This window comes from Enterococcus avium, assembly GCF_002891025.1.
GTDB lineage: Bacteria > Bacillota > Bacilli > Lactobacillales > Enterococcaceae > Enterococcus_A > Enterococcus_A avium.
The window spans coordinates 32,891-53,369 of the sequence record NZ_NBSL01000003.1; the positions used below are offsets into that span (position 1 = coordinate 32,891).

The following is a 20,479-nucleotide window of genomic DNA, read 5'->3' on the forward strand; positions in this document are numbered from 1 at the left end:
TCATTCTTCCTTTCTTTCTAGTAAACTTCGATTGCGTCTTCTGGGTTTTGTTCTGAAGGTAACTGTTCTTCTGCCAGCTTCTCTTTTTCAAATAATTTATAAAATGGGTAGTACACCAGCATATTGGCGGCGATACATACCACCGTCAGGATCACTGCCCGATAATCAAGGCTGGATAACCATTGCCCCACGCCCACCGGCACTGTGGAGCTGACATTGATCAGCGTACGATTGACCAAGCCTACCGCCATCGCTCCGTAGCACAAGAAAATATTCACCACTTGGGTCAATAGAAACGGGATCAAGAAAATCGGGTTCAAAACGATCGGCAGTCCAAACAACACCGGTTCGTTTATTCCAAAGATTCCGGGAATGATCGCCAGCTTGCCCACCGTACGAATCTGAATGGATTTGCTTCGCAGCATCAACAGCACCAAGCCCAGTGTCGCACCGCCACCACCGATGGCTACAAAATTGAAATAGAATGAACTCGTCACGATCCGAGGCAGCTCCGTTAATGGCGTTCCCGCTGCATAAGCGGCCGCGTTTTCTAAGATATTGGCATCAAAGGACGGCATCACCACCGACAAGATGGCACTGCTGTGGATGCCAAACCACCAGCCGAGTTGCGAGACCACCGAAGCAAGGGAGACCCCGAAGACCGTATCCACCGCCAGATTCAACGGCTGTCCGATCATCATCAACAGTTTTGGTACTGATGTCGCGAAGACCTCCGCAAAGATCATGCGGATCAATACCATCGTCAAAAATACCACCGCTAATGGCACCAACGCTCCGATAGATTCCTTCAACGATGCCGGAACCGTATCTTGAAAAGCGATATACCCCACGCGTTTTCGCACCAGCAGATGGTACAGCTCCACCGCCGCAAAGGTCGTGATGATCGCTGAAAAGAGCCCTGTTCCGCCAAAGTAAGCTGTGTCCCAATTCCACTCCACGTATTGGCTATTCACCACTAAAAAGGAGACCAGCGCCACCAGCATAGTTAAAAAGACATTCATCTGACGTTTTTGCGCCAAGTTATAGGCAATCGCCAGTGACAGGTAGATGCCCTGACTACCTAGTGTCACCCCAAACAAGAAGTTCAGGTGCGAGCCGTAGACCTCCGCCGCCTGCGCCCAGCCCTTCATCACGGGATAAAAGACATCCGTTTTGGATAGCAAATGATAATCCACGATTGGCTGCGACAAGATCAACGCAAAAGAGCCAATCAAAATCAACGGTAGGATCGTCATGAAGGATGTGGCGATCACTTGCAAATAAAGATTTCCCGCCAGCTTCGCCGCTAAAGGTGCAAAGAGCTTTTCCAAGACATTGGAGAACTTCTGTAATTGTTTACTCATAGCTTTCCACCTCCTCACGTTCCATCTGTTCAATCAGCAGCTGACACATCCGACTCCACGAGATTGCATTGGCAAGATGATCCTGCGCATGGGTCATGACCAGAGAATACGGCACCTCTTCCTCATTGACTTCTGCTTGGATCAGCTTTGTTTGGATATTGTGCACTTCTGCCATGCGCTCCTGTCCACGCTTCATCGCCACCACCGCAGCGGCTAGATTGATTCCTTCAAGATAAGCGTTCATCCCTTGATAAAAATCATCCATCGCATCACCGGCGATGCTGATGATCTGAAACGCCGTCAGTTGTACTTCTTCTTTTGTCATGTTTTTCGTCCTCCTTGTTAGTAGAATGCTGCATAAGACCAATCACAAATACGATACTTCCCGCCACGACCCAGCTATAGGTCAACAAATCGCTGAGATGCCACGGCTCCCGAAACAAAAACACCGAGACCGCTAACATCAAGGCAGGATTCAAATACTGCAGGATCGCCAACACCGTCTGGGGCAGACGTTTACTGGCAGCCATAAATAAAATCAAGGGCAACGCTGTCGCAGCGCCGCTGGTCATCAATAATAGATTGCCTTCCCACATGGGCAATACCAACGGCATCTTGGTGACCCACACGATCACCAGCGCTACCGGTAATAAGATCACCGTCTCCACCCACATCCGAAACATCGGATCTAATGCCCCCTGCTTTTCCAACACGCCATAATAAGCCACACATAGTGCCATCAACAGCGGCACGAGGGATAACGACGCACCTGCCACCAGCTTGGTGAAGATACTTCCCATCAATAACACCACCGCAAATCGCTGCCAGACATTCAGCTGTTCCTTGAAGAAAAAGCGCCCAAAGTACACCGTAAAAAGCGGCGAACAAAAATAAGCAAAGCTTGCACTAGTTGTCTGACCACTGGCGACACAATAGATAAACGCGCCCCAGTTGCCGCCGATCGAAAGCGCCGCTAGACACAGATTCCGCCGCACCTTAGCATCTCGCCACACCACCAATAATTGCTGGACCAGCCTCTCTTTTTTGAAAGAACAAAGACACGTCAATGTCATCACTATAAATGACCAAATGATGCGGTATGCCAATAACTCCAGCGAATCGATGCCTTCTAACAGCTTCCAAAAAATCGGCAGGAAGCCCCAGATCGTGTAGGTAATCACTCCATAAATAAGACCTTTTTTGATAGAACCAACTCCTTTTCATCAACCAATCGGAGAAAGCAAAAAAGCAGGCCCGACACATCTCACACTTTTTGTGAAATGGATCAAGCCTGCCTAACAGTCACCCTCCAAATGGTTGAACTATTCAATTTTTCGGTATTTCTTTTCAAGATTCGTTGCAACGACCGTGTCTCCCTTCTTCTTACCAAACCCGATGCCCTTTTTCACCAAAACCCACTCTCCTTTCCCTTCACGAGCCACCACGACATTATGCGTCAACACCTGAAGAACCACCATATTCCCACCCTTTCTGATAAGTAATGATTTCAAATAAAACGTCAGCGATTTCACTAAGAGGCCGGCTCACTCTATTGCGAGCCAAAGCAACACAAAAAAAGGTATCGGGCGTGGTCTGCCCAATACCTTTGACATAGCGAAATAAACGGGTTCTATAATATTTGGTGTTGTTACTCTTTCTGAGTGAGAACACCAAGTATTTTTTTATACAAAAAGACATTTGGTTGTCCTATAATTAAATCGCTGAACCCAATCATAGGAGGCGAACCAAATGTCCAGTATTAAGAATATCAAATATAAAGATAATTGCCTAGACAAAACCATCAAACAAATCCTAAATATTCACGATTCCAACATTACTTTTTCTAAAGACGCCGTTTCAAAAGAAAAAGTCCATGACAGAATGGCCACCGTCTTTACTGGTCGACTGAGCTATCCGTCTCCTCGGTGTGAGTGTTGCGGCTACGACTCCGTCATCCATCATGGCTACAAAGATAGCTGGATTCAATTACTCCCTTATCAAGAGGTGTCTACCTATCTTCATCTCTATAAACAACGGTTTTATTGTAAACAGTGTCACCATACCTTTTCAGCTAAAACCTATTATGTCGCAGAAAACTGTTATCTCTCCCAAGCGCTCAAGTTTGCGATCGCTGTTGATTTAAAGAAGAAAATTTCGATGAAAGATATCGCTCAACGTTACTTGGTTTCCGCTAAAACGGTCGAACGGGTCTTGGATTCTTTTTTTGAAGAACCACGACTGAAGCCCAATTACTTACCCAAACATCTATTGATTGATGAATTCAAAGGAACTAAGGACTGTCAGGGCGCCATGTGTTTTATTCTCAGTGACGCGGACACGGGGAAAATCTTTGATATTTTAGAGGATCGAAGAAGCTTCAAGCTGATCGCCTATTTCATGCGCTTTACTTATCACGCTCGGAAAAACGTTTCTCATGTCGTGATGGATATGAATGCGGGCTATGAGTCTGTGACAAAGGTCGTTTTCCCAAATGCTCGGATTTCCATTGATCGATTTCATGTGATCCAACAACTTAATCGTGCATTTAATAAGCAACGGATAAAAACCATGAATCACTTGAAAAAGAGCGACCCGCAAGCCATGAAAAAGTATCGCAAGCTTAAGAAATATTGGCGAACCATTCTGAAGAAAAATAGAAAAATCAATTATTCTTCGCTTAAACAATACCCGCTTTTCCAACGGAAATACCTGACAGAATCGGAAGTATTGGATTATTTATTATCAATTGACGAGCACTTACGGACAAGCTATGATGTGTATCAGAATTTGTTAGATGCCTTCGATGCCAAAGATTATAAAGGATTTTACGAATGCATTGATCACTTACCGGCGTTACTTGATCCAGCATTTAAAAAAGCGATTCTTTACTTAAACAAACACAAGCAAGCGATTATCAATGCGTTAAAATACCCTTATTCAAACGGGAAACTTGAGGGGAAGAATAACCTGATTAAAGTGATCAAGAGAGTGGCATTTGGTTTTAGAACCTTTCGCCACCTTCGTATGCGAATTCTGATTCAACAGAATCTTTGCGACATTATTTGAGCAAAAAAACAAAAAGAAAAAAGGAAACGCCGAAGCATTTCCTTTCAGTGATTTAATGAGAACAACACGATTTGACTTAGAGCCAATAAACGTATACCACACCTCGAAAATTCCCCACAAAAAAGACTAGAAAAAAAGCTTAAATTTGGTACAATAATGAGGTCGGTGTGATACACTGACTATGGCAACTTGATTGGTCAGTTGGCGCTGACTTTTCAAGGCTCTATATTCTGGGTCCCACCAGAATGTAGAGTGCCTTTTTTATTTGATTAATTAAATATCTGAGTCCATTTTATTGAAAGCGGATTAGCCTGTCAAGCGAACAAAAGATTTTTTTTGAGATTACGGTCAGAAAAATGATGCTGATCGCTTTACTCCATACACCATTAAAAGTTAATACCCCAACAATTTTTTTCTACCCCAATTTATCCGTTTTGGGGTAGATTTTTTTAATTTCGAACTCACTCATCTCGCTCTTCAAACTCCAACAGATAATGATCAATCTGACCGTTTTCTATGATCTTCATTTCGATCGTATCCCATTCCTTATGGTTCAAAAGTTTTTGAACCAACTCGTTTTCGATCTCCGCCTTGGTTATCGTGCCTACATCATAATAATCTATCTCAAATAGGTCATCGATTTTATTTCCTTCTTCATCTTCTTCATAGCTTGAGAAAATGACGTAATTGACCACAATCTCATTGTCCCTTCGTGCATGTCTCACTAATTCATCTAAGAGCACGATCTCACAGCCAAAATACCTCAATACCTCTTCTATTTCTTCGTCACCCCAATTGTAGTGGGGTTCATTTTTTTCAAGAATTTGTTGAATTTCTTCTTTATGTTCTTCAGTTAGTGATTCGTAAGTAATCTTACTATCGATCGCTCCATCTGCATCGCTTTTTTGTTCAACTCTATATAAAACGTTTCCATTTCGGTCTAGTATATTGAACTTTAATGCCCTTTGACCGTTCAACAGCGTGATCCAAATTGCGCGTTCAGATCGATACCCGCCATAAGTTAATTGTGTTTTTTGATATTCTACTGTCACCTTTTCATCCTCCTTAACAACAGTTTTCCCGTCATTATTATACAATGAGGCAATCGATAAGGACTAGCTGATTTCACGATATAAAAACCCCAATTACGATTTATTTTTAAACAAAATGACTTCGTTTCTAAGAATTGAACTAAAAAATATGCGGTGCACAGAACACGCCGCATATCGGACTAAGTTTTATTCGAACTCCTCTTCACCAACACGATCTTATACGAAAGCTTCCTTGAATAATAGTGATCATTTTCGCCATATTACACAGTTGATAAAATCAGCGTCTCGATTTCCTGACTAATTGGTAAAATTTTTGTTTGCTGCTAACGTAACGGTTGCTATAGAATTCCCGTCAGGTATAATACGTAAATCTAGATCTTTCATTAAACGGGCAACTAGCACGACATTATTTATCATGATTACCGCTCTATTTTATTAAAATGATGTTATCTTTTTCGTTGGTCTGAGATTTTTTCTTGTTCGATACATTCGTTTAGAATCTGTTTGATTGAGTCCACTGTTTCATCATAGGAAATATCTTTAGCGAACGGATTTTCTTTTTTATATTTATCCCATCGATCTTTTAATTCTATACTATTAGCAATAGATTCCATGGATCTATCGTAGTATGATTCTAATTTCTCTAAGTTTCCTCTTTTCGAAAAAGTATTTCTCACACTTTTGTATAATGATTTTTGATCAATCTCTTCTAACTTAGGAATCGTATATAAATCATAAAAATCTTTAGCTCGTGAATTATCCACTCCAAAACTTAGTGTTGCGCTCAATTTTTCTGCGATTATTTGTTCGATTGGATATGCTGGGATTTCTATTATTTTGTCTTCAAACATCAACTTATGTTTATGCTTTGTTACTTCAGGTAAAATGGAGTCTCCTGTTGTTAAATCCATTTTAAAGGGAACACGTGTATTTTCTAAATAGCCAAATAATTTCACTTGGAAGCCAGGATAATAATCTGCCTCTCTTGTTTCTGAAATACTCTTAATCTCAAATTTTATTCCTTCCTTTGTCGACTGTTTAACTAAATCATTAAACACTTTTAAAATATTTTCTTCAGTAGCTTTGAATCTTCGAATAGTCGTATCAATATCAATTGTGGATCTTGTACTGATTCCATACTTCGAACCTAATAAGAAACCACCTTTTAGAATAAAATCGTCTTGATAAGAGGACTCTGCGATTTTCTCTAAAAATTTATCCATCATGTAGTGACGCTGCACAAGTTGTGGATTCAATCCTGTTTCTCTCGCAACATTTCTGGTTTTAGCTGAAAACTGAGTTGGTGTCATAATCATTATCCTTTCATCAATATAGAGCTTCCATATAATTAGCTAATCTCGGATCTACATTCAATTTCTCCCTGTATTCTCTCAATTTCATTGGATCGCGATCCTTTTCACGCATATAGTCTTTTAAGGCATCTAGCTTGGTTTCAAACGTGGCATTATATCGAGGGTTCCACATATCACAAATTGTTCTTTCTTTATTGTATACTCGAATCGGATTCCCTTGATATGAGTTAATTTCAATTACTCCTAAATCAAAAACTTTGTCCTTAACTTTATGGATACGTACAAATTCTTCCTCTAAATATTTTCTCTGAATATGATAATTTGAAGGGACTGACAAATGAATTTTTTTAGGAATATTTGTAGAAAGAGAATACAAATCTAAGGCTGTTTCATGTGAGAATACCCCCTTTGAAAACCTACACTGAATCATATACAGTTCATCTACTCCATGTCCGTCAAGTACATAATACCCTCTAGTAATTCGTACAAGTTTTCCCGTCTCTACTAAACGCTGGACTGTTGCCCCTGCAATTCCTTCAGTTCTTGCCTCTCTCATTGAAAGATTTCCGTCTCTCTTTTCTAATAGCTGAAATAGTTTATCTTTCAAAGATATCCCCCCTTATACGTTACATTTAAACCCTCTAAATTATATCATGAGGGTTTAAATGTAACAATAGGTCTTATCTATCTAATCTTGTTAATTGTTGTTGACGCTTTAATTAATGAAGCTTCTGTTTGATTCTTTGCTTCATTAATCGTTGATGTTTCTGCTTGTAAATCAACTTCTAATAAATGTACAATAAATTTTTTTTATTCATCAAGAAAGCTTCATGTGTTCCTTGTTTACTACCAAGTCTTTTCAGATAGGACTCCCATTTATAGGAAAATTGAAAACATAATAAAAAAGACCGAACACTTTGATTCGTGTTCGATTCTCTCCCTCAACTAAGCCTCTCCAAAACATTCGCCATCTTGGACGTTATTTATTATGGCAGCCATTCTTCACTTAACTCCGTAAACCCGTTTGTAAATTTCTAAACATGTTTACATCCAACGGAAAACACTTACATTTAGCTATCCGATATTTATACTGATAAGTGAAGAAACAGTGGCCACATCGTTCTTCTAATCAAAGATAGATCTTAACGCTTCACTTAGTAATAGTTCGAATTGATTCAGCGTCGTTCCGAAGAAAAGGTTTGGCTGGTATGCGGACAAGACGCGCGGGGCATACGTCTCCGTGCTGATAGTCAAAGTTGCCAACTGCCCTATTTTTGAATTTTTCTCGCCAACAAAGGCGATCAGATCAATATGATGATTTTTAGCCATTTGAGCGAGATCCGCTAACCGAAAGGTATCGCCTGAGTTAGAGACAATAAAAATCAGTACATCCTTTTCAACGTTTTCCCGCAGGAATTCAAGATGGCTATTCGCCGTTGCTCGGAAACCATAGAGATTCAGTGTTTCAGAAAAATGATTCGCGATATTTTGTGAAAAACCTGAACCTAGAATCATGATTCGTTTCTCTTTATACTCAGTTAGCAGGCGAACAAACGTGTCTCTTTCTTCATCTGAGAAATTCTTCGTCGGGTTCGTTGCCAATGGTTTACTTCCATACGCGAAGACCAGCTCACTATAACCGGAATAGCCGATTTTTTTCGCCATATTTACGATGGTCGCCGTTGAAACATAAGAGGCTCTAGCGACATCGCGAATACCTAAATCTCTTAGTGAATCACGATTTTTATCCATAAAACGTAAAACGGCTGCTTCTGAATCATTCAACTGATACTTATCAATCAGCGTTTCAGTATCCATAAGGTCCACCTCAAATTCTTTAGTTAGGAGTATTATAACATGACAGAAAATAATTTTATTCAAGATCCATGGGCAAAAATGACGACACGAAATGGCCTTCAAGGTGATGAAGTCATCTCAGCATTACAGAAATCCATCCGCAGAGGAAAAGAAAAAGCGGCCTGTGAATTTGCCTATGAAATGTATATTACCTCACCTCAATTTGAAGAGAAGCTGTGGAGACGTTTATTAGCCATCAGCGTTGAGGACGTAGGGATGGGAAATCCGTATGCAGCAATTATGATCAATAACTTAAACCAGATGCGTAAAGAATTTCAATATAATGAATCTGACCGAGCAATGTTTTTCTTTCACGCTATTCGGTATTTGTGCGATTCAGAAAAGGATCGTTCCTCTGATTTGCTCAAAAATATCGTGATAAAAAGCTTCGCCATGGGTTATGTACCTGAAATACCAGACATCGCATTGGACAAACACACCACGCGCGGACAAGAAATGGGGCGCGGGTCAGAACATTTCCTACATGAAGCAAGCAAAGTCATTCCTCAAGCAGAGGTCGAAAATGACTATAAAGAACAATATGAAGAGATCATTAAAAAGTATGACCCGCAGCATGTCGTACCAAGTACCTTTGTTTTTAATCCTTGGCAAGTATAGGAGGACGAATCATGGAAAATTCTACTGTCATAACGAAGCTTAATGATTTGCTTAGCCCTTTTGCGGCAAAAATCGGAAATCAGCGGCACCTTAAAGCCATCTCGAGCGGGATGATGTTTGGTCTCCCCTTTATCGTGATTGGATCATTTTTTCTGATTTTTGCGAATCCACCGATTAACATAGATCAATACAATCCAGCGACAGCCAATTTTTTTATGAAATTCATGGCTGGTTGGAAGGATTTTGCGGTAGCTAATTATGATTTAATCACCGCTCCTTACAATTTGACTATGGGGATCATCGGACTGATCAGCGTTTTCGGGATCGCCTTCTCCCTTGCCAGTGAATACAAGATTAATCCAGCCATGAATGGGATGGTGGCCTCCGTCATTTTTCTGATGGTATGTACTCCGGTTAAAGAAGGCAACATCAACCTGAACTACCTAGGTACAAACGGGCTGTTCGTGGCGATCATCATTGGTCTACTCGTGGTGGAAGTGAACAGAATCTTTGAAGTCAAAAATATCAAATTGAAATTGCCGGATACTGTACCACCCATGGTTGCTACCTTCATTAACACGCTCGTTCCGCTATTAACGAATATTATCCTCTTTTATGGGATTAATCTGATTTTCTTAGTCACAACAAAAAAGATTTTCCCCGAAACGGTGATGAACATTTTAACACCGGCAACGAATATAGCAGGAAGTCTTGGCGGTTTCTTACTGATCGTGACTCTGGGAAATGTATTATGGTTGTTCGGTATTAATGGCTCATCGATTATTTTCCCAATTGTTTTTACTCTGGGGATGGCGCAAACAGGACTGAATGCTGAACAAATGTCTAACGGAGAAACAATGACTCATCTAATGAATCTGCAAATGTTTCGTATTTCAGTTTTAGGTGGTGCAGGCGGAACCCTCGGTTTAATTCTTTTGATGATGCGAAGTAAAGTCTCAGAATACCGAACAATCGGGAAGCTGTCGCTGATACCCGGCATTTGTTCAATCAATGAGCCGGTCATTTTTGGTCTTCCAATCGTTTTTAATCCGATTCTAGCGATCCCATTTTTAATCACACCGATTATTTCTCTGCTGCTGACCTATTTCGCTCAAAGTGTCGGTTTGATCGGAGTTGGATTTATCGTTGATCCTTCCTTCACCCCGTTCTTTGCACAGGCGTATCTTTCAAGTATGGATTGGCGAAATATCGTCTTCTGTTTGGTGTTGATCTTGATTAGTGCTATGATCTATTATCCATTCTTCAAGGTTATGGAGAATAACAAAACCAAGTTGGTGGATGAATAGCTGTAGGATAAATTTTTTTGCAGAAAAGTTGTCTACTCCCTCTAAACAAAAACTCAATAAAAGATCGAACACCAATAACTCGTGTTCGATCTTTTTTGACTTAACTTAGCCTCTCCAAAACATTCGCTATCTCAGTCAAAACCTCTGAGTCAGTCTCAGTTTCTTTCAATTCCTGCAACAAACCAATCGTTTCCTCTGGCGCTTTCTTCGTCAGCTGCCCCAACGCCCAGACAGCGGTGCCTCGAATAACTGGTCGCTGATCCTGTAGACAGGCTTGGATCTCTGGCAGCGCTTCTTTGCCACCAAGGTTGGCTAAGGCGATCAGCGCATTGCGTTGTAGCGGTTTTTTCCCGCGCCAAGAGCCGGCTAGGTGTCCGAATTGTTCTTTGAACTCGCGATTTGAGATGGATAGTAACGGTGCAAGTTTTGGATGGACTTCATCGACTTTTGGCTCCATCTCTTCGTGAAAATGAAAATCTTTGCCGCGATTGTATGGACAGACGAGCTGACAAATATCACAGCCGTATATCACGTTACGCATTTTCTTTCGATATTGCTCCGGCATCATGCCCTTGGTTTGAGTCTGATAAGAGAGGCACTTTTTAGCATTCATCCGACCGTCTCCCAATAAGGCACCAGTTGGACAGCCGGTAATGCAACGGGTGCAATCGCCGCAACCGTTTGGAACTGGTTGGTCTGGTTCAAATTGGATATTCGTGATAATTTCACCAAGATAGACGAAAGAGCCGTATTCTTCCGTGATCAGCAAGCCGTTACGTCCGATAAAACCCAGACCCGCGCGTTGTGCAACTGCCACATCCACCAGCTCACCTGTATCCACCTGCGGAGCAAAACGCCATTGAGCCTGAACCTGTTCCGTTTCAGCCTGTTCTTTGATAAAGTCGATCAATCTCGTCAGCCGTTCTTCCAAAATGAAGTGATAATCCGTTCCCCACGAAGCACGGGCAAATTGTCCGCGTTTTTCATCACGAGGGACCTTGTCGTGGATTTTAGTCGGATACGCCAAAGCAATCGCGATGATACTTTTGGGATCTTCAAAGGTTTCTTCTGGATACAACCGTTCTTTGATATTTTGATGTTCAAAGCCAGAGGTATGACCAAGCGCGCGCTGCTCCAGCAAGGATTCCTCCATATAATCAAAAGGATCAGCTGTTGTAAAGCCGATTTTATCGATACCAAGCTGCTTACTTTCAGCGATGATCCGTTCTTTTAAGGTTTGCATTGTTCCACTCCTAGTTTCTAGTTCGTATGAAGGAATTCATTTTTCAAAAAAAGAAAAAATGAATCCGTCTCTCACCACGCATGTCATTCTACTAGACCTGCTAAAGCAGGAAGTAGAACTGAGATCCTGATACGAATTTACAGGCCTTACTATATCACATGTTTCTTACTAGCAAAAGAAATCCTCCCTGTTTCTTTTCCATTTCCTCAGCAAACGAAGTCAACGCTTCTTAAAGATCATCCTCTATTTAACCGTACCCTGTGTATTAGGAATATTGATTCTGAGTGAGGAGCAGCATTCCTTTTATGACAGCAGTACGTCAGATACGTTGCCTTATGTTACTTACGATGTGAATGGAGTACTTAAGTAAGTTATTTGTTGAAACATAAAGAGAGTGACGCTCAGTCATAAACGATTAAACCCACTGTGGAACTCATTTGTGAGATTCATAGTGGGTTATTTGTATGCTTACCGTTAGATAACTTGTCCATAAAAAGTCGAAAACTCCCTTATTTTTGTCCCTTCTTACAGAACCTCTTACTTGCTAATTATTAAGGAAATATTAAGAAAAACGAGCAATCAATAGGTTTTTTTAACTTTTTTCGTAAGGTTTTTCAGGTATAAAAGCTGACATATCAGTATTCCTACTCCATTCATAAAACCCAAAATGTGTCAAAGTGGGCAAAATTGCATAAGGCTATGAAAATTGCAGGCTTCTTTCATTTTTCACAAAGTAAAAGCCCGTTCTTATAGGATTTGTGTAAAAAAGAGATTGAAAACTCCTGCAATTTTGACCCTCAAATGTAATTTTACCGGTTTTGACCGAGTTTGCATTTCACCTTTATCGTTAAGTCACCGGCCGGAACAAAAAATACTATAACGGAGGAATGAAAAATGATTCAAAAAATCGGCAACAAATTACAAGTACAAATCGATGCAGGTGAAGACAAATTAAGAAAGGTGAATTTCCAAAACGTCATCGATGAACCAACCGAAGAAGCGGTGCTAGAGCTTGGCGCCATCCTGACAGAACTTTCACCAGATGGTAGCAACCTAGACGGCGTGATCCTAACTAGCCAATCACGATATACCAAATAAAGAAGGAGGAAATTAGATGTTTAAACTTGTCGCAACCTTTACAACCAGCTTAGGAAAAAAACAAACCTGGAGCCTGAATAACCCTGATCCAAATAAGACAGCAGGCGAAGTCAAAAGCCTCTTGCAACGTCTAACCGGCATCAAGCTTTTCCATAAAGACGGCACGGACCTTTTCAACACAGTCGAAAGCGCGAAATACGTGGAAACAACTGAAACGATCCTATTTGATAACACACAGGAACAACTGTAGCATCAACGTTTGACTAAATTTGAGAAGATCGGTAGACGTACCGCTCTTCTCTATTACTTTAGCAATTTTAAAGGAATGATATACGGCATTCGAATCGAACTAATTTTTTCTCTTGGAAAAAATTATTACTTTAAAACAAATAAGGAGGATAAGATCCATGAATGAACTAACTTTAACGCACCAACAGATTTTTACACTAAAACCCGAAACACTTGAGACACGAATCATGACCTATTATCAAGAAACCCAGAACAGCAGCTTAACGATTAAATATATTATGGCTTTACGCATCCGTTTTAGACTTGGTGCGCAGGAGTTCGCGAACATTCTCAGCGATCTTGTCCGCTATTTGTTTATGAACACCAAAGCAACACGTACCATGAAGCGCTTCTTTTATTATTTTCAGGATTACTTTGCGGCACCTGAATGGAAACGGCTGACGATGAGGGTCTTCCCTTTGAGAAATTTTGGCAAGAAAGTCTTTTCTGTCGCTCGTTCATTGGTTTCAATTGTACGGCCTGAAGAAAATACGGAGCCTTGAAAAAATCAAAGCCTACGTAGAAAGAATGAAAGGAGAAATGAAAAATGATCACTGAATCTACAAAATTGGTCACCACCTTTTTAAACAGTGACCGAAAAAAATACAACTGGACCTATCAGGACGTGGATACGAGCTTGTCGGCAGAAGAAATCAAAGAAGCTTGCGAACTATTAACGACCTTAGACCTTTTTGAACAAGATGGCGTAAAACTATTTGATTCTGTTGTCACGGCAAAGTTTGTCTCTACGAAGGTAACCACGCTGTTTGACCTGAAAAACGAGATTGATGTGGATCAAACTGAACCGTTTTATGAAGCGACCTGTGAAGAGGTTGGCTGTTTTGAAGTATCAGAAAATCAGTCAGAATCCGAGTACATGCAGCTCCAGCTTCCTGTGGCGATTGTGCCATTTAGTAAAACACAATTATCGTTAGAAACGAATGAACCTGTCGCACATCCAGCAACTGTAGCCGCACCTGCCAACCGATCGACTGAACAGCCAACAAGAAAAGAGGCAAACGACAAAAAAGGCCTGCTCCAACGAATGTTCAGGCGAAAACAACGGAATAAAGACGACCCAGCGAATCATGAATCAAGTAGTTAGATTGCTCCATTCTATCTAGCGTAGGACAAATGACACCTACTGTTACGATCGTAGGTGTTGATTAAATCTATTGAAAGAAGGAATTTGAAATGACGCTTTTAGCAATTCTATCAGGAGGAACGTTCGTCCACTATTTATTCGGCGGAAGTGTCCCGATCATGGGTGTCTTTTTGACGATGGTTGGCTTAGATCTTTTTACCGGCTATGCCAAAGCACTGAAAAGCCATACGTGGGTCTCCTCTATCAATCTATATGGACTATTTACCAAGTTCATCACGTTCTCAACAATTATCTGTGCCGCTGCTTTAGACAAACTGGCACCTGTTGTAGGTATTGATTTACCTATCAATGTCGCCTTAATTTGGACCGCTCTTCTGATTCTGTACGAGATTGGTTCGATCTTAGAAAATGCCCATGCCTTTGGACTAAAAATCGCATGGCTGCAGAAATGGCTGCGAGTTTTTGAACAGGATGTCGGGGAATTTCCTGATAAGGATGATCAAGAGAATAATGTACAATAAAAAACGCCCTCCTGCAGCGGCTGTCGCAGGAGGATCGTTGTATGGTAACGCTATTTAGTTCGCCTTCTATTTTCTTCTCTCGAATAAAATCCTCATAACTTGAGTAAGAACTTATAGTCAGCTGTTCATCTTTTAAATCAAATATATTTCTGATTTCTAGTCTTTAAAACTAAAGCATCTTTTGGGATTTTCTACAAAAAATTTTTCAATTAATTTTTCCCCATCCAGATGTTGTTGTTCTGCCTCGTCAATAAATCTTGGCACCCATTCTTTCTTGATATAAGCCAAGCCTAAGCCATAATCATAATGTTTATAATAGGACTTTCTAGCAGTATCGCCAGAAATCAATAGCTGATCTTCATAACCGGCCTTGACCAAATCTAAAATGGCTTTGATCCTAGCAGATTCTGGTGCATATTTTATTTTTGCAATGCCATCAAAGGATAAAAACGCACCCGTCTTAGCAATTTGTTGATGCAAATAAGGGTCCAGATTCCGATCCATATGTCCGATTGAAAGATAATGTAAATTAATGCCTTCTTCGCGCAATATTTCTATTTGAGCCAATGCCATTGTTCCAGCTTCTGTATGTGAATGGATGGGGGCTTTGGTCTCATGATGCGCACGGGCTACTGCACGAATAGTTTTCTCTTCTAGAGGTGTAATACGATTGTATCCAGTACCAAATTTCACTTGGCCTCCCCGATAGCTAGTACCCTCCAACCCTTCTTCAATTTCCTTGACCACATGTTCCGTTAATTGATTAACGGTACTTTGAGCAATCCAATCCGCAAAAGTAGAATAATTACCAACGACTTTTTTTAATCTTTCGCTAATTGCTGCTTCCCATAAAAAGCTTTTATTAAAACCGGCTGTTCCAACAATTTTTATATCCGTTTCCTTCGAGATTTGAACCACATCTTCCACACAGCGACCATAATCGATAGCGGTAGCATCAACGATCGTTTTTCCACCTAAATCGGCAAAATCCTGAACATCCTTTTGAGAACTATGTTTATTATCCAGCAGCAAATCATCGGCTTTTCTTTCTTTCCAATAAGGAGGAATACAAACGATATGTTCATGAGAATACGTAAAGCCCAGCTCATTTGCATCAATGTCTCCTAGAAAGGTTCGAACAATACTCATTTCAATCTTCCTTTCCTCAATATTCTACTATTCAAAAACGAAACCTAGCTGGAGAATAACAGCTAGGCTTAAACACAGACTGGCTATTAAGCGTATACTAAATACCAAATAGTAATTTAAAGAAATAAATAATTGGTGAAATAAGAACAATGTCGGCACTCCCAAAGACCAAACCAGATGGTAATAGCGGTTCCTGTAATCCTGCGATCACTGCCACACCCATGTGAGTAATCAGACTAACAACAACTCCTGCCAGTAACGCGCCTTTCCAGCCTCCTTTTCGATCTCCAAAAACGCCAGCTAAAGAACCCTCAAAAAAGATAAATAGTGCACTAGGCAATGGAATTACAGGTGCAGCAATCGAAACCATGATCACGACAGAAATAATTGCACCTACTGCATGACCTAAGAAACCGATAATAGCTGCGACTGGTGCATAAGGATAAAAGACTGGACAATCCAATGCCGGAATCGCTCCTGGCAATAGCTTCTCTGAAATACCTTGAAAGGCGGGAATAATCGATCCTAAGAACGTCCGAACACCGAACAACGTAATCATAATACTTCCTGAAAACTTAATTCCTTGCATGATAAGGAACATCAACCAGTTCATATCACCACTCAGTGTTGTCACTTCTGATTCTCCAACAACTAGACCAATCCCAATAAAAATCAAAGGCATCACAGTAGACAATAAAATCGAAAAATCACTAAAGCTAGCTAAAAATCCTGGTAACTCAATATCATCGCTCTTTTTGGATTTATTAAACAGATTCCCTAATAACGAACCTACAACAACACTGACATTAAACATATGCCCTAACGTATATTCGTCTTCCGCAATCTCTTTTGTAAAGGGTCTGGAAATCGCAGGAAATACCGTTAAGATCAAATCTGTACAAATACTACCGGCTAGAATTAGACCGCTTCCTTTTAAGCCAAAGTTCCAAGCTAGAATGGCTACCCAAAAACCAGATAAGAATAGCATGATATGTCCTGTTAAAAATACATTCTTCGTGTTCTTAAAGGGTAAAACTCGCACCAGTAAAAGATGGATAAGAAAACCTAAGACAAAGGCGATTGGTATTTCTTTTGCGAAGCTGGTCATTACAACGCCAAATGGTGCTTGATTATCTGGCATCACACCAGTAAAATTCCCTTTTTCTTGAAGCAGAGCCATTAATGGCAGCAATACGCCAAGAAACAAATCCACCCCTGCTAAAAGAACAACTGTCCCTGTAATGGTTTTTATCGTTCCAGTAAAAACCTCCGCAGCATCTTTCTTTTGTAAAAGCAACCCGATCAGAGCAACAAGTCCTAGAAAAATTGGTGCTTGCGTAATGACATCATTTATCAAAAAAGATAAAATCCCCATGCTATTCACCCGCTTCCATAAATTCATTCAAGATCGGCAGAACTGAATTCCGAAACTCTGCGTTATCAGCAAAGTTTTTCACGGTCACCATCTTGCTCCCTGAGACTTCTCCTAAAGCTTTACTGATTGCTTCTGTGGTAACAATAAGATCAACCTTTTGCCCACGTACACTACCAGCATCTGTTGCTTCAACATTTGCTTTTAAGCCTACTTCTTTTAGAAGCTTGTCCACTTTCATTTTAGCCATTAAACTCGTTCCCAAACCTGCCCCGCAAACACATAAAATATTAACCTTCCTCATACTCTTCTTCCTCCTCACCATATTCATTGATTATCTCAATTACCTCTGCCCCATTTTCAGAAGCTAAAATTTTTTCCTTAACCCCCTTCGAAAAAGCAATCATAATTTTTTTTAAAAATTCTAAATGGTCTGAGTGATTAACAGAAGCCAAAGCAATCACAATTGAAACTGGATCATTGTCCTTATTTCCAAAAGTAATTGGCTGCTTCAACGTAATTAGACTGGCCCCGCTTTTGTAAACGCCACTTCCTGATTGGGCGTGAGCCAAAGCAACATTTTCGAAAACGACAATATACGGTCCATATAAGTGAACCATTGCGATCATGTCATCGATATATTTCCAAGAAATATAGTGAGCCTTTTCAAGGAGTTTACCAGCTTCTCGTATACTGCTTTCCCATGAGTCAACCTCAATATTCAATTGCACAGTTTCTTCATCTTCCAATAAATTACTCATCTACATCCACTTCCTTTAGCACTTTATTTAACGAATCGTAATCGCTGATCTGCAGCAAAGCATCGTACAGCTTTTCATTTTCAAGAATGCAGAATAATTCTTCGAAAGCTCTTAAATGTTCTTTTTTTTCATCTGCTGCTAACAAAATAAAAATCGAAATTTCTTCATTCGCCAATAAAATAGGCTGCTCCAATTTCAACAAACTAATGCTTGTAGCGTAAATATGCTGATCGTCTTTTATATGGGGTAAAGCAATACCATCCTTGATAATGAGATGCTCATGGAACCCTTCTTTTTTAAGAGCTGTAATATAGTTTGGTGAAATACTGCCTTCAATCAGCATGCCGCTCGCAAGAATATCTAAAATAGTATCGAAGCTATCAACAGTCTTTTTAAAATGAACCTGATGAGCGGAGAGAAAATCACTCAAATGTTTTAGCTTTAGAGAATGATTGTTTTGTCGATACAAAACTTTTTCAAATTCTGCCATTAGAAACTCGATCGATTGAACTTTTGCATACCGGTTAACTACATCCTTCAGTTCTTTCAGCTGCTCCTCTTTATAACCAAAGTGTTCAGGAAAGGCCTTCCCAACAGCGACGGTTAACTGATCAAAATCAATTTTTTCCAAGTTAGAATCAATAATAAATACAGGAACATCTCCTTGAAGTGGGACCGTTGAAAAGATAATTTCTATTGGTATATCCAGTTTATGGATTTCTGAAACGGAAAGACCATCGAGAAAACTAATTTGCGGAAAATGTTTTTTCAATTCCAGCCTCAATAATTGAGAAACAGACATTCCATAAGAACAAACAACCACCCCCAATAGTTTTTCGCCTTTCGACTCCATGTAGCGCACATTTCCAGCAATCAGAGCTGTCAAATAGGCAACTTCATCCTCAGAAATCTCAAATGGACTGAGCTCTTTGATTTTGTTTAAATTTTTTGAAACAATAGTGTGAAGTCCATAATAATTTTCTATGATGTATTGCTTTAGAGGATTTTCTGCTTGGAAGCCAAACAATAAACGGTAATACATAGAAAATATATGTTGATACAAAAACGCTTTAAGCTGATCACCTTCATCAAAATAGATCCCGCTAAACTCCATAAGCTGAATGAAGTTCACCACCAGCCGATCGATTTTAAAATCCTTATTTTCTTTATCAACTTTAATCAGTGTTGATGATAACAAGAATAATGAGATGAATGAGCTGTTTTCTTTTCTAGAAAATTTCTCGCCCAATTCTTCCAATAGGAAATCATTCATTTTCCTCAGATTCTCATCTGACAAATTCTGTTCTGGTGTGATGTAGATGGTGTCTGAACGAGACAAAATAATTAGTAAAAGCAACAACTCAGAATTTTTTTGAGCAGATAATCTTACCGACAGCTCATTCTCCAACAATTTGATTTTTTCTTGAAAATAAAGAACTTCTGCCTCCTCAGTCAGCGTTCCAATCAACTCTCGAACATCGGAAAAATAGTGATTTAATGCGGTAGAGATTGTTTCTAACAGCAACTTCTGTAAGTCCTTTATCTCACCTATAAAATAAAATCCAAGATTGGTATTTTGTGAAAGAGTCACGTGATGAATTGTCGCCATTTCTCTAGTTTCTTTTAGATCTCTGGTAATGGTATTACGGCTTACTTTTAAAATGGCGGCTAAGTAATCAATTCCAATAAACTCTTGCTCTTTTCTCCCAAACAACATTAATAGTTGGATCAAGACTCTTTCCTTTTTTGAAAAATAGTCTCTTCTCTTTGAAAAATTTAACAATTTAGTTAGTTCACTTTTATTTTCATCAGCAAAAAGAATTCTCCCTTCTCCAATTTCGATCGAAGCTATGTTATGTTCGAACAAAAATTCATTCGCCTTTTTAATGGTATAACTCAGCTGACTGGAAGTTAGCTCTAATTTTTTCTCCAATTGCTTCACTGAGATTTCTGGGGTCGTTAACAATAATAGTAATAATTCCCGAACTCTTTGTTTTATCATGAGGCCACTTCCTTCCATTATTTATTGGAAATCATCTTAAAAATAACAATTCATCTTCACTTTGATCGACAAAGATTTTTTTAATAAAAATACTGGTAATAAATCATTTATATTGAATCTACTAACTAATTTATTTTGTTAAATGTCAAAAAACACACGTTTTACAAGTGTTTTTTAATACATAATAATTTCCATTTATATTTAAAAATAGAATTACTCATTCCTTATAACTCTATTATATCTTGAATTTTTTTTATAAAAGAACGAATCGTCCTCATATTTATTAGATTAAGCCTTTCTTTGCATAAAGATGGTGTGACGTGAATTCGAGATAAGAAAGGCTACGTGAAGTCGGACATAGAT

22 protein-coding genes and 1 pseudogene are annotated in these 20,479 nt (G+C 39.6%); 8 read left to right on the plus strand and 15 right to left on the minus strand.

All coding sequences use genetic code 11. From position 1 onward, the window contains the following. Positions 1 to 17: 17 nt before the first annotated feature. From AUF14_RS15815 to AUF14_RS15830, 4 genes are all read right to left on the minus strand, one after another. The gene (locus AUF14_RS15815; RefSeq protein WP_070504970.1) at positions 18 to 1,364 is read right to left on the minus strand and encodes a PTS sugar transporter subunit IIC; all 1,347 of its coding nucleotides are present in this window, start codon (positions 1,362 to 1,364) and stop codon (positions 18 to 20) included. Next, entirely contained in the window at positions 1,357 to 1,689 is a 333-nt protein-coding gene (locus tag AUF14_RS15820) for a PTS lactose/cellobiose transporter subunit IIA (protein ID WP_070504969.1), read from the minus strand. Before AUF14_RS15820 ends, AUF14_RS15815 begins: the two co-directional genes overlap by 8 nt. Then, on the minus strand, positions 1,634 to 2,569 hold the full coding sequence (gene rarD, locus AUF14_RS15825; protein WP_227656434.1) for an EamA family transporter RarD: 936 nt from the start codon (positions 2,567 to 2,569) through the stop codon (positions 1,634 to 1,636). The genes AUF14_RS15820 and rarD overlap by 56 nt, the downstream gene beginning before the upstream one ends. Positions 2,570 to 2,686: 117 nt before the next feature. Then, positions 2,687 to 2,875 (minus strand): CAT RNA binding domain-containing protein, encoded by a 189-nt coding sequence (locus AUF14_RS15830; protein ID WP_227656363.1) that lies wholly within the window; start codon positions 2,873 to 2,875, stop codon positions 2,687 to 2,689. Between the two features lie 238 nt (positions 2,876 to 3,113). Here AUF14_RS15830 and AUF14_RS15835 point away from each other — a divergent pair, with 238 nt between their 5' ends. Next, complete coding sequence (locus AUF14_RS15835) at positions 3,114 to 4,430, plus strand: ISL3 family transposase (protein WP_102865887.1); 1,317 nt, start codon at positions 3,114 to 3,116, stop codon at positions 4,428 to 4,430. Between the two features lie 461 nt (positions 4,431 to 4,891). Here AUF14_RS15835 and AUF14_RS22860 read toward each other — a convergent pair whose 3' ends face one another. The 5 genes and pseudogenes from AUF14_RS22860 to AUF14_RS15865 all read right to left on the minus strand — a co-directional run bounded on the left by AUF14_RS22860 (position 4,892) and on the right by AUF14_RS15865 (position 8,613). Next, positions 4,892 to 5,482: a hypothetical protein gene (locus tag AUF14_RS22860; protein ID WP_227656364.1), complete on the minus strand. Its 591-nt coding sequence runs from the start codon at positions 5,480 to 5,482 to the stop codon at positions 4,892 to 4,894. A gap of 300 nt (positions 5,483 to 5,782) precedes the next feature. Continuing rightward, positions 5,783 to 5,899, minus strand: a pseudogene (locus AUF14_RS15850) (single-stranded DNA-binding protein); the annotation flags it as partial. Positions 5,900 to 5,928: 29 nt separating this feature from the next. After that, a complete protein-coding gene (locus AUF14_RS15855) occupies positions 5,929 to 6,792 on the minus strand; it encodes a nucleotidyl transferase AbiEii/AbiGii toxin family protein (protein ID WP_070504967.1) in 864 nt (287 codons plus the stop codon). A 16-nt stretch (positions 6,793 to 6,808) separates the two neighbouring features. Beyond that, positions 6,809 to 7,402 (minus strand): type IV toxin-antitoxin system AbiEi family antitoxin domain-containing protein, encoded by a 594-nt coding sequence (locus AUF14_RS15860; RefSeq protein ID WP_070504966.1) that lies wholly within the window; start codon positions 7,400 to 7,402, stop codon positions 6,809 to 6,811. Between the two features lie 518 nt (positions 7,403 to 7,920). Beyond that, on the minus strand, positions 7,921 to 8,613 hold the full coding sequence (locus AUF14_RS15865; protein ID WP_016177964.1) for a MurR/RpiR family transcriptional regulator: 693 nt from the start codon (positions 8,611 to 8,613) through the stop codon (positions 7,921 to 7,923). Positions 8,614 to 8,652: 39 nt separating this feature from the next. Between AUF14_RS15865 and AUF14_RS15870 the strand changes: the two genes are divergently transcribed. Together AUF14_RS15870 and AUF14_RS15875 are read left to right on the plus strand one after the other, a co-directional pair. Continuing rightward, positions 8,653 to 9,270 carry an AAA family ATPase gene (locus AUF14_RS15870; RefSeq protein ID WP_016177963.1) on the plus strand — a complete coding sequence of 206 codons (618 nt, stop codon included), beginning with the start codon at positions 8,653 to 8,655 and terminating at the stop codon, positions 9,268 to 9,270. 11 nt (positions 9,271 to 9,281) lie between these two features. Next, entirely contained in the window at positions 9,282 to 10,577 is a 1,296-nt protein-coding gene (locus AUF14_RS15875) for a PTS sugar transporter subunit IIC (protein WP_016177962.1), read from the plus strand. A gap of 100 nt (positions 10,578 to 10,677) precedes the next feature. On the opposite strand, the gene queG is transcribed toward AUF14_RS15875, so the two are convergent. Continuing rightward, a complete protein-coding gene (queG, locus tag AUF14_RS15880) occupies positions 10,678 to 11,820 on the minus strand; it encodes a tRNA epoxyqueuosine(34) reductase QueG (RefSeq protein ID WP_016177961.1) in 1,143 nt (380 codons plus the stop codon). An 894-nt stretch (positions 11,821 to 12,714) separates the two neighbouring features. Between queG and AUF14_RS15885 the strand changes: the two genes are divergently transcribed. From AUF14_RS15885 to AUF14_RS15905, 5 genes are all read left to right on the plus strand, one after another. Next, positions 12,715 to 12,918, plus strand: coding sequence for a DUF1659 domain-containing protein (locus tag AUF14_RS15885; protein WP_016177960.1), 204 nt, complete (start codon positions 12,715 to 12,717; stop codon positions 12,916 to 12,918). Positions 12,919 to 12,934: 16 nt separating this feature from the next. Next, complete coding sequence (locus AUF14_RS15890) at positions 12,935 to 13,168, plus strand: DUF2922 domain-containing protein (RefSeq protein WP_016177959.1); 234 nt, start codon at positions 12,935 to 12,937, stop codon at positions 13,166 to 13,168. Positions 13,169 to 13,325: 157 nt separating this feature from the next. Further along, the gene (locus tag AUF14_RS15895) at positions 13,326 to 13,709 is read left to right on the plus strand and encodes a hypothetical protein (protein ID WP_016177958.1); all 384 of its coding nucleotides are present in this window, start codon (positions 13,326 to 13,328) and stop codon (positions 13,707 to 13,709) included. Positions 13,710 to 13,753: 44 nt separating this feature from the next. Further along, entirely contained in the window at positions 13,754 to 14,311 is a 558-nt protein-coding gene (locus AUF14_RS15900) for a DUF2922 family protein (RefSeq protein WP_016177957.1), read from the plus strand. 89 nt (positions 14,312 to 14,400) lie between these two features. Then, positions 14,401 to 14,832 (plus strand): phage holin family protein, encoded by a 432-nt coding sequence (locus AUF14_RS15905; RefSeq protein WP_016177956.1) that lies wholly within the window; start codon positions 14,401 to 14,403, stop codon positions 14,830 to 14,832. 156 nt (positions 14,833 to 14,988) lie between these two features. Here AUF14_RS15905 and AUF14_RS15910 read toward each other — a convergent pair whose 3' ends face one another. From AUF14_RS15910 to AUF14_RS15930, 5 genes are all read right to left on the minus strand, one after another. Next, positions 14,989 to 15,981: a phosphotriesterase family protein gene (locus tag AUF14_RS15910; protein WP_016177955.1), complete on the minus strand. Its 993-nt coding sequence runs from the start codon at positions 15,979 to 15,981 to the stop codon at positions 14,989 to 14,991. 97 nt (positions 15,982 to 16,078) lie between these two features. Continuing rightward, a complete protein-coding gene (locus AUF14_RS15915) occupies positions 16,079 to 17,383 on the minus strand; it encodes a PTS transporter subunit IIC (RefSeq protein WP_227656365.1) in 1,305 nt (434 codons plus the stop codon). Further along, positions 17,358 to 17,657, minus strand: coding sequence for a PTS sugar transporter subunit IIB (locus AUF14_RS15920; protein ID WP_070505089.1), 300 nt, complete (start codon positions 17,655 to 17,657; stop codon positions 17,358 to 17,360). Before AUF14_RS15920 ends, AUF14_RS15915 begins: the two co-directional genes overlap by 26 nt. After that, complete coding sequence (locus tag AUF14_RS15925) at positions 17,644 to 18,114, minus strand: PTS sugar transporter subunit IIA (RefSeq protein WP_016177952.1); 471 nt, start codon at positions 18,112 to 18,114, stop codon at positions 17,644 to 17,646. Before AUF14_RS15925 ends, AUF14_RS15920 begins: the two co-directional genes overlap by 14 nt. Beyond that, positions 18,107 to 20,116 carry a BglG family transcription antiterminator gene (locus AUF14_RS15930; protein WP_016177951.1) on the minus strand — a complete coding sequence of 670 codons (2,010 nt, stop codon included), beginning with the start codon at positions 20,114 to 20,116 and terminating at the stop codon, positions 18,107 to 18,109. Before AUF14_RS15930 ends, AUF14_RS15925 begins: the two co-directional genes overlap by 8 nt. Positions 20,117 to 20,479: the final 363 nt, after the last annotated feature.

Coding starts and splice junctions, on each gene's coding strand:
- AUF14_RS15820 (WP_070504969.1), bottom strand. CDS start 1,689: ATGACAAAAGAAGAAGTACAACTGACGGCGTTTCAGATCATCAGCATC.
- AUF14_RS15875 (WP_016177962.1), top strand. CDS start 9,282: ATGGAAAATTCTACTGTCATAACGAAGCTTAATGATTTGCTTAGCCCT.
- queG (WP_016177961.1), bottom strand. CDS start 11,820: ATGCAAACCTTAAAAGAACGGATCATCGCTGAAAGTAAGCAGCTTGGT.
- AUF14_RS15815 (WP_070504970.1), bottom strand. CDS start 1,364: ATGAGTAAACAATTACAGAAGTTCTCCAATGTCTTGGAAAAGCTCTTT.
- AUF14_RS15865 (WP_016177964.1), bottom strand. CDS start 8,613: ATGGATACTGAAACGCTGATTGATAAGTATCAGTTGAATGATTCAGAA.
- AUF14_RS15915 (WP_227656365.1), bottom strand. CDS start 17,383: ATGAATTTATGGAAGCGGGTGAATAGCATGGGGATTTTATCTTTTTTG.
- AUF14_RS15900 (WP_016177957.1), top strand. CDS start 13,754: ATGATCACTGAATCTACAAAATTGGTCACCACCTTTTTAAACAGTGAC.
- AUF14_RS15855 (WP_070504967.1), bottom strand. CDS start 6,792: ATGACACCAACTCAGTTTTCAGCTAAAACCAGAAATGTTGCGAGAGAA.
- AUF14_RS15920 (WP_070505089.1), bottom strand. CDS start 17,657: ATGAGGAAGGTTAATATTTTATGTGTTTGCGGGGCAGGTTTGGGAACG.
- AUF14_RS15895 (WP_016177958.1), top strand. CDS start 13,326: ATGAATGAACTAACTTTAACGCACCAACAGATTTTTACACTAAAACCC.
- AUF14_RS15910 (WP_016177955.1), bottom strand. CDS start 15,981: ATGAGTATTGTTCGAACCTTTCTAGGAGACATTGATGCAAATGAGCTG.
- AUF14_RS15905 (WP_016177956.1), top strand. CDS start 14,401: ATGACGCTTTTAGCAATTCTATCAGGAGGAACGTTCGTCCACTATTTA.
- AUF14_RS15835 (WP_102865887.1), top strand. CDS start 3,114: ATGTCCAGTATTAAGAATATCAAATATAAAGATAATTGCCTAGACAAA.
- AUF14_RS15870 (WP_016177963.1), top strand. CDS start 8,653: ATGACAGAAAATAATTTTATTCAAGATCCATGGGCAAAAATGACGACA.
- AUF14_RS15890 (WP_016177959.1), top strand. CDS start 12,935: ATGTTTAAACTTGTCGCAACCTTTACAACCAGCTTAGGAAAAAAACAA.
- AUF14_RS15930 (WP_016177951.1), bottom strand. CDS start 20,116: ATGATAAAACAAAGAGTTCGGGAATTATTACTATTATTGTTAACGACC.
- AUF14_RS15885 (WP_016177960.1), top strand. CDS start 12,715: ATGATTCAAAAAATCGGCAACAAATTACAAGTACAAATCGATGCAGGT.
- AUF14_RS15925 (WP_016177952.1), bottom strand. CDS start 18,114: ATGAGTAATTTATTGGAAGATGAAGAAACTGTGCAATTGAATATTGAG.